We start from the raw sequence: 15,677 nt of genomic DNA on the forward strand, positions 1-15,677 counted from the left end.
ACAATTCTTTAATTACTAATGCGTTTGATTTCAATATGCCAGTTTTGACCGACACCAACATTATAGGCCTTGGCAAAGGAACCTTGGTTAATAGCCAATCCCACTCGATAGAGCGAGTTGATATAGAGCAAGGGTTGACCGATTCGCACATCCGCAAAGGACTTGCCGTAGGTCACTTGGTTTTGATAGACCAACATATCGTTATTGTAAATGGTCACTTCAAAACGGTCCTCGAACTGAGGATGCAAGGTGTAAAATTCCTCACGGGTGATGGAGGTCCAAAGTGAGCCGAAACGAACATCCAAAATATCGATGGCACCTTTTACAAAGTCCTAACCGATTTCGGTCGGAACAGTTGGAATTTCAACGATAGAAGCTACATCCAACTCTGGCCCTACTTCTTCAAAGCTGATATGACCTGATGCCAATTTAGCACCTGTGTAAGCATAAACATCCCGACCATGGAAGGTGTAGGAATGCTCCGTATTGGCTCTGCGATTGGCCACTTCTGAAATTTCACGAACCGCCTTGATACCAACATGTTTTTTGATGAAGGAAAGCGTTCCATTATCTGGTGTGACAATATAGTGATTCTGCTCCGTCAAGGCCACGACACTTTTACGCTTCGAACCAACTCCTGGGTCAACAACTGAGACAAAGGTTGTACCTTCTGGCCAGTATTCTACGGTCTGAAAGAGACGGTAAGAACCCTCGAAAATATTGTAAGGTGTAATGTCGTGCGTTAAGTTGTGGACGACCAAGTCACGTGACTCCTGAAGAGCCACACCAATCATGGCTGATACGGCACCATCTACTAGACCAAAGTCAGATTGTAAAACAAGTAAATTATTTGACATAGTTTCTCCTAAAAATAATACTGTTCTATCATATCAGAAAACATAGAGGCTTTCAAATAGCTAATTACTAAGGATTGCTATAGTTTTACCTTATAACTAAATATAATTGGGACAACTTTATACCTCTTTTAAATCGTGTTCAATAAAGTATGAAAGCAAAGTTAATGAGAATCGTTTGTCGACGATTTCAATCTCATCTCCCCCTCACTCTCTTATTTCTAGGTTCAGGCTGAAACAATTCACTGAACTGTTTCACTCCCTCGGAATTTCCAACCTTTTAATATAAAAAAGTGCTACTAGATTTTTCGATAAAAAGAAAACCAGCTACCGCTGGTTCTCATCTCCAACCTTCTAGGACGTCCTACGTACAATGAGAATCGTTTGTCGACGATTTCAATCTCATCTCCCCCTCACTCTCTTATTTCTAGGTTCAGGCTGAAACAGTTCACTGAACTGTTTCACTCCCCCGAAATGTCTAACCTTTTAGCATAAAAAAAGTGCTACTAGATTTTTCGATAAAAAGAAAACCAGCTGCCGCTGGTTCTCATCTCCAACCTTCTAGGACGTCCCACGTACAATGAGAATCGTCTGCCGACGATTTCAATCTCATCTCCCCCTCACTCTCACCCTCACTCTCTTATTTCTAGGTTCAGGCTGAAACAGTTCACTGAACTGTTTCACTCCCTCGGAATTTCCAACCTTTTAATATAAAAAAGTGCTACTAGATTTTTTGATAAATAGAAAACCAGCTGCCGCTGGTTCTCATCTCCAACCTTCTAGGACATCCTACGTGCAATGAGAATCGTCTGCCGACGATTTCTATTTCCAACCTTTTAATATAAAAAAAGTGCTACTAGATTTTTCGATAAAAAGAAAACTGCCTACCGGCAGTTCCAATCTCCAACCTTTTAGGACGTCCCACGTACAATGAGAATCGTCTGCCGACGATTTCTATTTCCAACCTTCTAATAAAAATGACTGTCCCCCGGACAGTCATTTTTATTAGAAGCCATCTACATTCGTGTAGATTTTTTGGACGTCTTCGTCGTCTTCGAGGGCGTCGTAGAGTTTTTCAAATGTTGCGAGGTCATCGCCTTCAAGTGATACTTCTGATTGTGGGATCATTTCAAGTTCAGTGACATTGAACTCTTGGATTCCTGATTCTTTAAGTGCCACGATGGCCTTGTGCAGATCAGTTGGGGCTGTATAGACAGTGATTGTGCCGTCTTCTGCTTCTACATCATCGACTTCGACATCTGCTTCAAGGAGCAATTCGAAGATGGCATCTGCATCATCACCAGCAAAGACAACCACACCTTTTTTATCAAACATGAATGATACTGAACCAGATGCACCCATGTTACCGCCGTTTTTACCAAAGGCAGAGCGAACATTAGCTGCGGTACGGTTTACGTTTGATGTCAAAGTATCGACGATAATCATAGAACCATTTGGTCCAAAGCCTTCGTAACGACCTTCCACGAAGGTTTCGTCAGTATTTCCTTTTGCCTTGTCGATGGCTTTATCAATGATATGTTTTGGAACCTGCGCTTGCTTAGCACGGTCAATAACAAATTTCAGCGCTGAGTTTGTTTCTGGATCTGGGTCACCTTTTTTCGCTGCTACATAGATTTCAACACCAAATTTGGCGTAAACTTTTGAGTTAGCACCGTCTTTTGCGGTTTTCTTGGCTACAATATTGGCCCATTTACGTCCCATGGGGAACCTCCTACATTTTATAAAATCGATTTATTATACCATAAATGGCAAGGATTGAGAAGATTTTTAAAAGCAAAAGACAAGCTCGCATGAACTTGTCTTTTACTTTTTACAACTCAACTGTCGCAACTTGACTATCTTTGCTTACTTGTCCAAGATTTTCAAGGCTGACAGATTTGATTTCAGCTGTGTTTGTAAAGGCAACGACGATGGTTGTTTCACGTCCTGCTGAGCGAATGGCATCCAGATCTGCGACAAGGAGCAAGTCTCCTGCTTCAACGCGTTGGCCATCTGTTACCTTAGCTGAGAATGGAGCACCGTTTAGTGCAACCGTATCTAGGCCGACGTGCACCAAGACTTCTACACCCTTGTCAGACAAAATACCAACAGCGTGCTTGGTTGGGAAGACACTGGTTACAATACCTGAAACTGGTGCGTAAACATTGCCGGAGCTAGGCTCAACTGCATAACCGTCACCCATCATTTTTTGTGAGAAGACCGGATCTTTCACTTCTGTGATGGCAATGGCTTGACCTTCAGCAACTGCGTAAACTATCTCCGTCACACCTTTGAACTGAGTCTCAGGAGCAACTTCTTCTGTCGCAACAATTTCCGTACGAGGAATGGCTACGCCAGATTCTAGCAAGTCTTGAATGTCTGATTTGAGAACATCTGCTTTTGGTCCGTAGACTGCTTGAACACCTGAGTCTTTGATAATCAAGCCCATAGCACCAGCCTGTTTCCAAGCATTTTCATCTCCAACCTGTGCCACATCTTTAACACTAACGCGAAGACGAGTCATACAAGCATCCACATCTGCGATATTATCACGACCACCAAGCAAGTTGATGATTTGTACCACTTGTGAATTGGCATCCGCAGTATCTACGTTTGAATTTGAAACCACATCTGTTGTTTCTGTATCATAGTTACCATTGCGTCCAGCTGTTGCTAGGTTGAATTTTTGAATCATGAAGTTGGCAATAAAGTACATTGCAACTGCAAAGAGGGCTGTTACCCAGATAAAGTTGAAAGCATCCATACCGATACCAGCTTTAATCGCCATCGGTGTACGTGTAAGGAATTCGATATTACCAAATGAGTGCATACGCAAATTGACAATATCCGCCATAGCAAAAGCAGCACCTTGTACAAAAGCATAAACGACATAGAGTGGCATTGCTGCAAACATGAACATAAATTCAATTGGTTCTGTTACACCTGTCAAAAAGACGGCTGCAGCAGATGAAAGGAACATACCACGGTATTTTTTCTTCTTATCCGGGTCAACATTGCGGTACATAGCAAGGGTCAAGCCCATGAGAATACCAGAGGAACCAATCATTTGACCTACTTTAAAGCGAGCAGGCGTTACATTGGCAAGAAGGTCATTGTACTGAGCCATATCACCAGCATCCTTGAGGTTAATCAAGTCTGTAATCCAAGCCAACCAGAGCGGATCTTGACCAAATACTTGTGTACCTGCTTGAGCACCTGTCAAGATGTCATAGGTACCACCAAGCGATGTGTAGTTCATTGGAATGGTCAACATGTGGTGAAGACCAAATGGAAGAAGCAAACGTTCCAAGGTACCATAAACAAATGGGGCTACAATTGGAGCGGTGTCTTGTGAGGTTGCAATCCATTTACCAAAGCTGTTAATACCAGTTTGTACAAGAGGCCAGAAGATTGCCAAACCAAGCGCTACAAGAACAGAACGATAGATGACTACAAATGGTACAAAACGTTTGCCGTTAAAGAAGGTCAATACATCTGGCAACTTGCGATAGTTGTAGTATTTATTGTAGGCAGTCGCCCCAACAAAACCAGCAATAATCCCTACAAAGACACCCATGTTCAAAGCAGGTTGTCCAAGGATATTGACAAAGTAGCCAGATACTGGAATTTGAGTTCCAAAGACTGTGCTAACAGTCGCAGTCGCATCTGCAAGCATGTCAGTCGTCACACCAAAGAAGTGACCTGTTATCAAGTTAATCAAGATAAAAGCAAGACCTGCCGAGAATGCACCACCAGCTTTCTCTTTAGCCCAGCTACCACCGATTGCCAAGGCAAAGAGCAAGTGAAGGTTTCCGATAATCCCCCAACCGATTTGGGCAATGATATTCCCAATACGAATGAGCAATTCTGATTCAGGACTGATTAGTGGAATCGAGTTTCCGATAGAAACCATCAGACCTGCCGCCGGCATAACGGCGATAACGACCATCAAACATTTACCGAATTTTTGCCAAAATTCGAAACTAAGAAATTTTTTCATATGTTTCTCCTAATTTTTTTGGTCAGTTGACCTTTAAATACTAATGTTAACTTCCACACCAAAGTGGTCTGAAATAATGGGAAGATTATCTCCATTGAAAATCACACGACTGGATTGAACCTGTCTTTTCTGATTTAAGAACACATAGTCCAGACGTTTTTCCTGACTATGACCTGCCCACCCATCAATGGCTTTTTCAACGGTGATTCCCCTATCCTTTTTCTCAGCCAAATCATAACTATCATATAAACCTAAGTCCTTGATTGCTTGATAGGCTTGTGGATTTGACAGGGCATCCGTATTGAAATCTCCCATCAGAATTTTCAAACGTCCCGAACTTGTCCGTTCCACAATCGAGCGAATATTCTCCAACTGATTTTCTTCTTTACTGTCAGGAAGATTGATATGACAGGAATACAAATCTATCAACTCATTCCCATATGCCACCGTCAATCCTATAATCTTGCGAGAAAGGATTGATGTCAAATCTTTGTTCTGACTACAGTAGAAGGCATCCACTTCATAGACAGGTAGTTTAGTCAAGAAGGCAATTCCTTCGTCGTATCGATTGTAACCAATATGGGAATTGGACCAGAAATATGAATAGCCTGTCACTCCAAGATCTTTCAGCTTTTCAAGTAAAACCAAACCATAATTGTCTTGGCGCAAGTCTTTGGTCACCAAGGGACTTGTCATCAGCTGATTGACTTCCTGAAGAGCAATCACATCATATTGCTTTTGGGCAATGGTCTGAGCTAAAATATCCAATTTTTCATGCTGGTCATCTTCTAGCCAAGCATGAACATTGACTGTTAGTAAATTCATATCTCTCCTTTCTATTTACTTCGTAAAACTTTTTCAACTTGTAGCCTTATTATAACGTAAACGTTTTCAAGTGTCAATAGTTTTACGGAATAATTTTTGCAGTCTTCCGTAAAAGTTTGTCTAGACTTAGAATACTGACCTTTGGCATTTTTTATGATATACTAGCGGTAAATAGCAAGCTAGGAAGTTACCCCAAATGAGTAAATACAAGAAAGTCTATGCTGACATCAAGGAAAAAATTGAACAAAATATCTGGCAGGCCAATCAAGAGATGCCTACAGAGAATGAGCTGATGGAGATTTATTCCTATTCCAAGGACACCATCCGCAAGGCCCTATCGCTGTTGGAGATGGATGGCTATATCCAAAAACGTCAAGGGAGAAATTCCATTATATTGGACCACAACCTGATCAGAAAGCCGTATGTGTCTGAATTGAAGACCGTCAGTGAACTCAACCGCTCTGCCCATCATCAAGTCCAGACCGAATTGACCAACCTCTATATCGTTCAAGGGCAGCCAGAGGTCATGAAGGAATTGGAAGTGGATGAAAAAACGGATCTGTACCGTGTCAGCCGCGTTCGGACCATCGACGGTGAGCGATTAGAGTATGAGATTTCCTACTTCGACCGCAGGATCGTTCCCTATCTCAGTAAGGAAGTCGCTGAAAGCTCTATCTATCACTATTTAGAAGAAGACCTGGACTTAGAAATTTCCCATTCCCGTCGGGAAATCTCCTTCCGCTTTGCGACAGAAGAAGAAAAAAGCCTGCTAGACCTGGCAGGCTACGACATGGTGGTTTCCGTTACCAGCACCACCTATCTGGCAGACGGCCGTCCCTTCCAGTACGGCACCATTACCTACCGACCAGACAAGGTGACCTTTGTATCTATGGCCAAACGGTAAAAACTAAACATACCAAAAAAGAATGTTCCCACTCGGAAACATTCTTTTGTTTTGGATTATTTACTATGCCAGATATCTTCGTTGTACTGCTCGATTGTACGGTCAGATGAGAAGAATCCTGCTTTAGCAATATTGTGAACAACTTTCTTGTTCCATGAATCTTGATCTTCGTAGTCTGCAAAGACTTGCTCTTTAACTTCGATGTACTCTGCTAAGTCAATCAAGGTCATGAACCAGTCTTTAGAAATCAATTCATGGTGCAAGCGACCAAGACGTTCTTCATTACCAAGTGCAAGCACTTCATCGCTGACGATAAAGTCAACCGCACGTTTGATATTAGCATCACCATTGTAGTAGTCTGCAGATACGTAACCAGCCTTGTCGTACAAGTCGATAATGGTATCTGAATCCTTACCAAATGTATAGATATTGTCCATACCAGCCAACTCAGCAATCTCAACGTTGGCACCGTCCATGGTACCAAGGGTCAAGGCACCGTTGAGCATGAACTTCATGTTACCAGTACCTGACGCTTCTTTAGAAGCAAGCGAGATTTGCTCAGAAATATCTGTTGCAGGGATAAGTTTTTCAGCAACGGTTACGTTGTAGTTTTCTACCAAGTGAACATTGAGGTACTTGCTGACTTCTGGATCGTTGTTGATCAACTCAGACAAGCAGAGAATCAAGTGAATGATGTCTTGGGCAATCACGTAAGCTGGAGCTGCTTTACCACCGAAGATAACAGTGATTTTACGTTTTGGCAGGTTGCCATTCTTGATTTCAAGATACTTGTGGATGACATACAAGGCGTTCATTTGTTGGCGTTTGTACTCGTGGAAACGTTTGATTTGTGTATCGATGATAGAGTTTTCATCCAACTCAATTCCCTTGTTGTCTTTCAGGTAACGTTTAAGAGCCAATTTGTTGTTGTGTTTGATTTCAGCCAATTTAGCATGAACTTCCTTGTCATCTACAAAGGCAAGTAATTTCTCAAGTTTAGTTGCATCTGTCAAGTACTCATCGCCAATCAATTCCTTGATGTAGTCAGCAAGGTCTTGGTTAGCAAATTCCAACCAACGACGGAAGGTGATACCATTTGTTTTGTTGTTGAATTTTTCTGGGTAAAGCTCGTAGAAGCCTTTCAACTCAGAGTTTTTCAAAATTTCTGTGTGAAGAGCCGCAACACCGTTGACTGAGTTTGAGAAGTGAATATCCATGTGAGCCATGTGCACACGACCAGACTCATCGATGATATGAAGGGCAACATCTGGAACATCTTGTGCGACAAGGGCATCCAACTCTTTAATAATACCAACTAGGTGTGGGACTACTTCTTCAAGGAACTCAAGTGGCCATTTTTCAAGCGCTTCCGCTAAGATAGTGTGGTTTGTGTAACCAGTCATATTCTTAACAATCGCAACAGCTTCCGCAAATTCAATACCATGTTTTTCAGTCAAAAGACGAATCAACTCAGGAATCACCATTGATGGGTGAGTATCGTTGATTTGCACATAAGCGTAGTCTGCCAAGTCATGTAAGTTTGACCCACGCTCAATCGCTTCATCAATCAAGAGTTGTGCGGCGTTTGATACCATGAAATATTGTTGGTAGATACGAAGCAATTCACCATTTTTATCTGAATCATCTGGGTACAAGAAGAGGGTCAAGTTTTCTTTGATGTCTGTCTTGTCAAATGAGATGCCATCTGTAATCAAGTCATAGTTGACAGACTCGATGTCAAACAAGTTAAGGTAGTTCTTAGTTTCTTTTTTATAACCAAGAATATCAAGTCGATCTAACTTAGATTTCAAAGTGAAGTTTTTAAATGGCACGTCATAGCTAATAGTTGTTGGAATCAACCAAGAATCATTTTCAATCCAGAAGTTTGGCTCTGCATCTTGTTGGTTGTCCTTGAAGACTTGTTTGAAGAGACCGCAGTGGTAGTTGAGACCAACACCCTCACCGTTGATACCAAGTGTTGACATAGAATCCACAAAGCAAGATGCCAAACGGCCAAGACCACCGTTACCAAGTGATGGTTCTGGTTCCACATCTTCAACTTGTGCCAAAGACTTGCCAGCTGCTGCCAATTCTACCTGAATGTCCTTGTACACACCCAAGTTTATCAAGTTGTTTGACAAGAGTTTACCGATAAGGAACTCTGCTGAGATGTAGTAAACCTTGCGTTTACCTGTGTTTTTTGGTTTTGTAGCTGCAGCTTCTTTTACGTAGTTTAACAATTGAAGATAGATTTCTTCGTTTGTTAAATCAGCTAATTTTTTCGAAGTATTTGTTTCTGCAAATGTTGTAAAGTTAATCATGATTTTCATTTCCTCGTTGATATAGTGTTGTCATTTTGACTAAGAAGTCTTTGCGTTCCTGGGTTAAATCTTCAGCTTTCATTCGCCATTCCCAGTTACCTCCGACAGTTGAAGGCATGTTCATGCGGCTTTCTTCGCCCAAGTCAAGAACATCTTGCATGGTCGCAATAGCTGTGTCGCTGACAGTGGCAAAGAGAGTTCGAAGCATGGCTTGGGTCACTGGTTCAATCGGCTTTCTGTTGGTATAGGCATCTACAAACTCCTGTTGTTCAGGCTCTAGATTGTTATACCAACCATTGACCACCTCGTTATCGTGTGTGCCTGTGTAGGCGACAGAGTTTGGTACGCAGCGGTGTGGGATGTCAATGCTCTGTCCAGTCACATCGAAGAAGCCAAATTCTAGAATCTTCATCCCTGGATAGCCACAATCTGCAAGCAACTTACGAGCCTTGGCATCAATATTTCCAAGGTCCTCTGCAATAATTGGCAAGTCACCAAGGGTTTCTTTGACCGCCTTGAAGAGATTGTAGCCTGGACCTGGCTCCCAAGTACCAACCTTGGCAACTTTAGCATCTCCTGCTACCTGCCAGTAATCTGAGAAGCCTTTGAAGTGGTCAATTCTCAAGACATCGTAAAGTTTGAAACTCTCGTGAATGCGGTAGATCCACCAGTTGTAGCCAGTCTTTTCATGTTGCTCCCAGTCGTAGAGTGGGTTGCCCCAAAGCTGGCCATCTGCAGAGAAGTTATCTGCTGGCACACCTGCCACATAAAGCGGCTTGCGCTCACTATCTAATTTGAAGAGCTGTGGCTTGGTCCAAACTTCTACACTATCGGCAGAGACATAAATCGGCATGTCTCCGATAATCTTAATGTGGTTTTGATTGGCATATTCTTTTAGCTGTTTCCACTGGCTAAAGAAGAAATATTGAGTGACTTTAAAGTAATCAATTTGGTCTGCCAATTCCAAGCGGTATTTTTCAAGAGCTTCTTCATTTCGAGCAACAACTTTCTTGTCATCCCACTCTTGTAGGGCCTTGTTTCCAAAGTGTTCTTTAATAGCCATGAATTCCGCATAGTCATTTAACCATGACGAATTAGCTTTTTCAAATTCTTGAAAAGCTACTTTACGCTTGTCATCAGTCAAGAAATTTTTTACAGCTCTTTCCAATATCGGACGACGGGCTTCATAGATTAAGGCGTAGTCCACTTTTTCTAAATTATCCCCAAAATTCACATCTTGGTAATCAAAGTTGGCCAATAAATCTTCTTCTGCCAACAAATCAAAATCAATTAAATGAGTATTTCCAGCGATGGCTGAAAACGATTGGTAGGGAGAATCTCCATAACTTGTCGTTGTGAGAGGAAGAAGCTGCCAGTAGGTCTGCTTGGTTTCGACCAAGAAATCCACAAAATCATAGGCAGGCTTTCCAAAAGTACCGATACCAAACTTTCCTGGAAGTGAGGTAATATGCATTAAAATTCCACTGGTACGATTCGCCATAAAAACGTTTTCCTTTCTTTCAAGTACAATGATAGTTTAACGCAAACGTTTGCATTTGTCAAGGATTTATACAATTTTTTTTAAAACTTTTACGTAAAACTGCTCAAAATCTCCCATAAATGCACATTCTACTGCTCTTGTTACCATTAAACAAAAGAAGAAATTCTGAGCATTTTAACCCAGAATTTCAATATTATTCGATTATTTTATGAAAAGGTTTGCTCGCTGATTTGAATCTCATTTTCCACTACATCAGCCAACAAGTTTGTCACATCTAGGTGATCCAGATAGTAATCCGTAACCTTGTCTCGAATCTGATTTTCAATCACACGGCGCAATGGACGAGCTCCCATAGCCTGATCATAGCCTTCTTCCATCAATAACTCTTTGGCTGCCTCAGTCACTTCTAAGTGAATACCTTTTTTAGCTAGGGTCTTATTGACCTGGGCTAACATCAAATCCACGATTGCCTTGAGGTCTTCTTTGCTCAAGTGTTTGAATTCGATAACAGCGTTGAAACGGTTAAGGAACTCCGGACGGAAGAATGGTGCGATGCGGTCCATGATGTCTTGATTTTCTTCAACTTCTGGCATTCCATAACCAAAACCTGCATTTGAAGTCGCAATGACAAGGGTATTTTTGAAATTGACTTGGTTGCCCTGTCCGTCTGTCAAATGACCATCATCTAGCACTTGCAAAAGGAGGGTAATCACTTGTGGATCTGCTTTTTCAATCTCATCCAAGAGGACAATGGAGTACGGATTGCGGCGGACACGTTCGGTAAGAGTATGGGAATTGTCATCATAACCAACATAACCAGCTGTGGTACCAATCAGCTTGGAAACAGCTGTACGGTCACTGTATTCAGACATATCCAAACGAATAATGGCATCTTTGTTACCAAACAAGTCTAGCGCTAACTGTTTTGCCAACTCTGTCTTACCCACACCTGTCGGACCGACAAAGAGGAAGGAACCAATTGGACGGTTGCCGTCATCAAAACCTGCACGATTGCGACGAATGGCACGAGATACTGCTTCCACCGCATCGTCTTGACCAATTACATTTGTCTCCAGGCGATGTTTCAATTCCTTGAGTCGTTCAATGTCAGAAGCTCCCATTTGTGAAACTGGAATTCCTGTCATTCGCTCAACCGCCTGAGCCACATCATTAACAGTCGCTACCACTTTCTGTTGCTCCGTGTGGTTGTCAATTTGTTCTTGGAGCTTGTCGATGCGGACTTTTTCATTGAGTGCTGTTTCGTAATCTTCTTTTTCAGCTGCTTGACTTTGCAAAGCTTTAGCCTGTTCAATCTCTGCCTCCAAAGCCTGGATATCTGTAACAGGATGTTGTGCAGCTAAGTGAGCAGCGGTCACATCAATCAAGTCAATGGCCTTGTCTGGCAAGCTACGTTGTGGAATATATTGGACGGAATAATCAACCGCAGCTCTCAAAACCTCATCTGGCAATTCAATATTGTGATGAGCTTCGTAGAGCGGCTTAATCCCTTTCAAAATCTGGTAGGTATCTTCTGCGGACGGAGCATGAACCTTGACTTCATTGAAACGACGAGCCAGAGCAGCATTTTTGTGAATGGTATTGCGGTACTCGTCTTGCGTGGTCGCACCAATGACGGTCAACTCTCCACGTGACAGGGCTGGTTTGAGAATATCTGCTAAGCCCTTGGAACCTGAGTCTCCACCAGTGCTACCAGCTCCCAAAATCTGATGAATTTCATCAAAGAAGAGAATGATATTGCCAGCTTTTTTGACTTCATCCACAAGATTTTGGACATTTTCTTCAAAAGCTCCACGGTACTGAGTCCCAGCTTCCAAGCCTGAAATGTCGATGGAGAAGATTTCCTTGTTCTTAATGGCAGCGGGCACATCGCCGTTGACAATGGCTTGAGCCAAGCCTTCTACTACCGCAGTTTTACCGACACCCGCATCACCGACCAAAACAGGATTATTTTTCGTACGGCGAGCCAGGATTTCAGATGTTTCTTGGATTTCCTTATTTCGTCCAATGACTGGATCCAACTTCCCTTCACGCGCATCTTGTGTCAAATTGCGACCAAGTTTTGCCAGAATTCCGTCTGACTTTATCTGACCTTTAGCCTGGGTGTGAGCCACTTCTTCTGTCTGCGGCAGGCGACCAGTCTGACGGTAAATGGCAAATTCCTCCGGTGTCACTTCACGCCCATTGATAGAATAACGGCGACGTTCTGTGCTGTAACCTCCCATGTTGCCCATGAGTTGATTGAAAATATCGTCCATATTGTTAAAATTATTGAAATTGTTGTTCATAGTTTTTACCTCGTTTATAATTTACTTTTTTGACTTTTACTGACTTTTGTTTTAAAAAAATAATAGCTAGTATGGAACAATCCTGTCTTTCATAATAACCTCCTTAGAAGTTTGTCTTTTACTGACCAATAGTCCCAAGAGTAAGTCAAACCCTTCTCGTTTGACCTAAACTGACCTTTTGTTCAAAGAATTCGTAAGGTCCTTTACCTTACGAATCTTATTTTACATCATTGGTCAGTAAAAATCAATAGTTTTGTTTGACCTTTTTTGACTTTTTGATATAGTCTTTTAGTTTACTTTTAGTACTAGCTCTAAAGGTTTGGGGAACCTTTGGAGGTGGGAAATAGAGCGAACAAAGTTCGCATCAAAAGCTGCAGGTAGCTTCAATAGTCCAGTGGACTATTAAAGGTTGGAAATCGCACTTACGATAGTAAGTAACATTCGCAAGGTACAGCAAAGCGAGTTCAAATAATCATGAGATTATTTGAAGTTGGAAATAAGGAAACGAAGTTTCCTCATTCGCTGCAGTAATAAAAGATAAACTAAATGACGCTAGTAGGGTATAATCCTGTCTTTCATATTAACCTCTTTAGAATTTTGTCTTTTACTGACCAATAGGTACTAGAGTAAGTCAAACCGTTCTCGTTTGACCTATACTGACCTTTTATTCAAAGAATTCGTAAGGTCCTTTACCTTACGAATCTTATTTTACATCATTGGTCAGTAAAAGTCAATAGTTTTGTTTGACCTTTTTAGACTTTTTTATAGTCGAATGAATTAGCTTTCAGACAAGGAACTGAGACGCAGGCTATACTAAAGTATGGCAAGGCGAAAGTGACGATGTATCAAAGTTAATTCAAATGACTATAAAAAAATCTACCTGACGGTAGATTCGGTAACTACTAGATGATAATCCCTTCCAAATGATCTAGTTCATGCTGAACAATCTGGGCTTGGAAGTCTGTCAGCTTTAGGCTCTGCTTTTTCCATGAAGCATCAAAAAACTCCACTTCAATCTCCTGATAGCGTGTCGTCGGACGGCTACCTTCCAGTGATAGGCAGCCTTCCTCTGTCTGATAGGGATTGGCCTTGCTGATGAGGACGGGATTGTACATGATCAGGTTGGTGAAACCCATGTTGACGATGATAATCCGCTTTTTGACGCCAATCATGTTGGCCGCCATGCCCACGCAGGCGTGAGCGTTAACTGCTAAAGTGTCCTGCAAATCTTGACCGACCTGCACATCTAGCTGAGTCGCAGGTTCAGATTTCTGTTGTAGGAAGAAAATGTCTTTCATAATAGGTTGAATCATGGGGTGTCTCCCTTTTAAATTCTTGATGCCTATGACAAATTGGAGTTTAAACAAAAATATATCTAAATTTTTTATATAGATTAGCTTTATTTTTTATTTTGAAGTCGTTTTCTATTTTTTAACATTGCTTGAAAAATCTTATAGAGAATTGGTGAAACAATTAAATCAAATTCTCCTATATATTCTTCAATAACTGGATTCAATCGTGATTTAAAGTGATACAAACCACCATCTAACAATGGCTCTACCCCACCTAAATTTTGCCACTTCACTCCACGATCGAATGCATATTTTGCAGTTTCAAACCAAGTTAATAGCGGAGCTTGGTAGTGACTAAAAGAATCATCCATCCCCGCATAAATATTTTCAGACGTCCCTCCAAAATCAATGGATAAAGTTCCAGCTAACGGTGCATATGTTACCCCAGATTCAATCTTGGATTTGATAAATTCTTTTTCCACCTGTATTCTATGGAGTTCTTTCTGGTAATTATCGACTTTAGACGGTCTAGTACTCAATGTAAAGCTTGCTGCTTCCTTATTTAATTTATCAACTGCTTGGGATAGCAACTCGTCTCTCTTTAACAAATCTAAATAGGCCACTACAATATGCGAATCGTTAGGATAGGAATCTAATATTTTTTGATAATATTCCTTTCCTCGTAAATGAATAGACTTCCGCTCTTCAGTTTTTTTCAATAAATCAGAAAAATCATCTAATAGATCTTCCCGACCAATTCGAATTTCAATTCCTTTATTTCGAGCAGTCCGGATATTTTGACGAACTCTTTTACTTAACAACTCCTCCGAAAAATCCTTGCTTTTCAATACTGCATTAAAAGTTGGTTGAGTTGTATCCCATATAGTTTGAACTCGTCCTGACCAAACAAGCCCCATATCCTCCATCAGATCTTTAATTGCTAGTGTAGATGGAATTTCCTCTGAATTTCCAGTAATCTTTTGTGTTGAAACTTTAAGAAAGGGATCAAATTTAATAAAAATACTTCGTTTCTTCTTACCAATTTCTTTGATAGTCTTTAATACAAATTTGACTAATTCCTTATCTTGATAATCTATTACTGGACCTCTTGGTATATATATCATAGTAAATCCAATTGGTAGAAACAATCTTCTAATAAGAAGAGAAGCGACTCCAACTAACTCTTCATCCTTGAAAAATCCAATCCTTTCATTTTCCCAATCACTTTTTACATGTGCCCATTGGCTACTTTGCAAAAGATTAGTATATGAAGAGTTCTTTATAAATTCATCATGCTCATCTGCAGCGATTCCTACTTTAAATGTATATGCCATCAATTCCAACCCTTCTATATCTGTGGTCTAAAATACAAAAAACAATTCATAGGCTGATTGTTCTCATCTTCTATATACCATTTACTTATGACTAAATTTTAGTTCACTTGAAGTGCTTGGCCAGTAGGTCAAGCACAAATACTATCAGTATAGCAGTGCTTTGATAAAAAGTCAAGTATAGACATTCTCGGTACACAGCTTACGCTTATAACTAGACACATATAGAAAATGTATGTAACTATCTTCCTATCTGTGTGTATCTTATAAAGGTATTCACAAAACGTTCACCTTAACTTGAATAATCTATCATTTCTAAAATAATTCTATCATATTTACCTTA

9 protein-coding genes and 1 pseudogene are annotated in these 15,677 nt (G+C 40.9%); 1 reads left to right on the forward strand and 9 read right to left on the reverse strand.

From position 1 onward, the window contains the following. Window positions 1-8: 8 nt before the first annotated feature. The 4 genes and pseudogenes from C1E99_RS12935 to C1E99_RS12950 form a co-directional block, all read right to left on the reverse strand. Window positions 9-857, reverse strand: a pseudogene (locus tag C1E99_RS12935) (SAM hydrolase/SAM-dependent halogenase family protein). 1,002 nt (window positions 858-1,859) lie between these two features. After that, window positions 1,860-2,576, reverse strand: a complete 717-nt coding sequence (locus C1E99_RS12940) for a YebC/PmpR family DNA-binding transcriptional regulator (protein WP_004194195.1) — start codon at window positions 2,574-2,576, stop codon at window positions 1,860-1,862. A 109-nt stretch (window positions 2,577-2,685) separates the two neighbouring features. Continuing rightward, a complete protein-coding gene (locus tag C1E99_RS12945; RefSeq protein WP_105207737.1) occupies window positions 2,686-4,854 on the reverse strand; it encodes a PTS transporter subunit IIBC in 2,169 nt (722 codons plus the stop codon). A gap of 33 nt (window positions 4,855-4,887) precedes the next feature. After that, window positions 4,888-5,679 (reverse strand): endonuclease/exonuclease/phosphatase family protein, encoded by a 792-nt coding sequence (locus tag C1E99_RS12950; RefSeq protein WP_105207738.1) that lies wholly within the window; start codon window positions 5,677-5,679, stop codon window positions 4,888-4,890. 196 nt (window positions 5,680-5,875) lie between these two features. On the opposite strand from C1E99_RS12950, the gene C1E99_RS12955 reads away from it, so the two are divergent. Further along, window positions 5,876-6,583, forward strand: a complete 708-nt coding sequence (locus C1E99_RS12955) for a GntR family transcriptional regulator (RefSeq protein ID WP_105207739.1) — start codon at window positions 5,876-5,878, stop codon at window positions 6,581-6,583. Window positions 6,584-6,639: 56 nt separating this feature from the next. Here C1E99_RS12955 and glgP read toward each other — a convergent pair whose 3' ends face one another. From glgP to C1E99_RS12980, 5 genes are all read right to left on the reverse strand, one after another. Further along, the gene (gene glgP, locus C1E99_RS12960) at window positions 6,640-8,904 is read right to left on the reverse strand and encodes a glycogen/starch/alpha-glucan family phosphorylase (RefSeq protein ID WP_105207740.1); all 2,265 of its coding nucleotides are present in this window, start codon (window positions 8,902-8,904) and stop codon (window positions 6,640-6,642) included. Then, window positions 8,897-10,405 (reverse strand): 4-alpha-glucanotransferase, encoded by a 1,509-nt coding sequence (gene malQ / locus C1E99_RS12965; RefSeq protein WP_105207741.1) that lies wholly within the window; start codon window positions 10,403-10,405, stop codon window positions 8,897-8,899. Before malQ ends, glgP begins: the two co-directional genes overlap by 8 nt. A gap of 206 nt (window positions 10,406-10,611) precedes the next feature. Further along, entirely contained in the window at window positions 10,612-12,711 is a 2,100-nt protein-coding gene (locus tag C1E99_RS12970; protein WP_105108512.1) for an ATP-dependent Clp protease ATP-binding subunit, read from the reverse strand. Between the two features lie 902 nt (window positions 12,712-13,613). Beyond that, a complete protein-coding gene (locus C1E99_RS12975; RefSeq protein ID WP_105207742.1) occupies window positions 13,614-14,024 on the reverse strand; it encodes a peptide deformylase in 411 nt (136 codons plus the stop codon). A gap of 86 nt (window positions 14,025-14,110) precedes the next feature. Next, a complete protein-coding gene (locus tag C1E99_RS12980) occupies window positions 14,111-15,337 on the reverse strand; it encodes a peptidoglycan bridge formation glycyltransferase FemA/FemB family protein (RefSeq protein ID WP_105207743.1) in 1,227 nt (408 codons plus the stop codon). Between the last annotated feature and the right edge of the window lie 340 nt (window positions 15,338-15,677).

Origin of the sequence: Streptococcus suis, assembly GCF_002964045.1 — a bacterium.
Taxonomy (GTDB): domain Bacteria; phylum Bacillota; class Bacilli; order Lactobacillales; family Streptococcaceae; genus Streptococcus; species Streptococcus suis_U.

Coding starts and splice junctions, on each gene's coding strand:
- C1E99_RS12945 (WP_105207737.1), bottom strand. CDS start 4,854: ATGAAAAAATTTCTTAGTTTCGAATTTTGGCAAAAATTCGGTAAATGT.
- glgP (WP_105207740.1), bottom strand. CDS start 8,904: ATGATTAACTTTACAACATTTGCAGAAACAAATACTTCGAAAAAATTA.
- C1E99_RS12955 (WP_105207739.1), top strand. CDS start 5,876: ATGAGTAAATACAAGAAAGTCTATGCTGACATCAAGGAAAAAATTGAA.
- C1E99_RS12970 (WP_105108512.1), bottom strand. CDS start 12,711: ATGAACAACAATTTCAATAATTTTAACAATATGGACGATATTTTCAAT.
- C1E99_RS12950 (WP_105207738.1), bottom strand. CDS start 5,679: ATGAATTTACTAACAGTCAATGTTCATGCTTGGCTAGAAGATGACCAG.
- C1E99_RS12940 (WP_004194195.1), bottom strand. CDS start 2,576: ATGGGACGTAAATGGGCCAATATTGTAGCCAAGAAAACCGCAAAAGAC.
- C1E99_RS12975 (WP_105207742.1), bottom strand. CDS start 14,024: ATGATTCAACCTATTATGAAAGACATTTTCTTCCTACAACAGAAATCT.
- malQ (WP_105207741.1), bottom strand. CDS start 10,405: ATGGCGAATCGTACCAGTGGAATTTTAATGCATATTACCTCACTTCCA.
- C1E99_RS12980 (WP_105207743.1), bottom strand. CDS start 15,337: ATGGCATATACATTTAAAGTAGGAATCGCTGCAGATGAGCATGATGAA.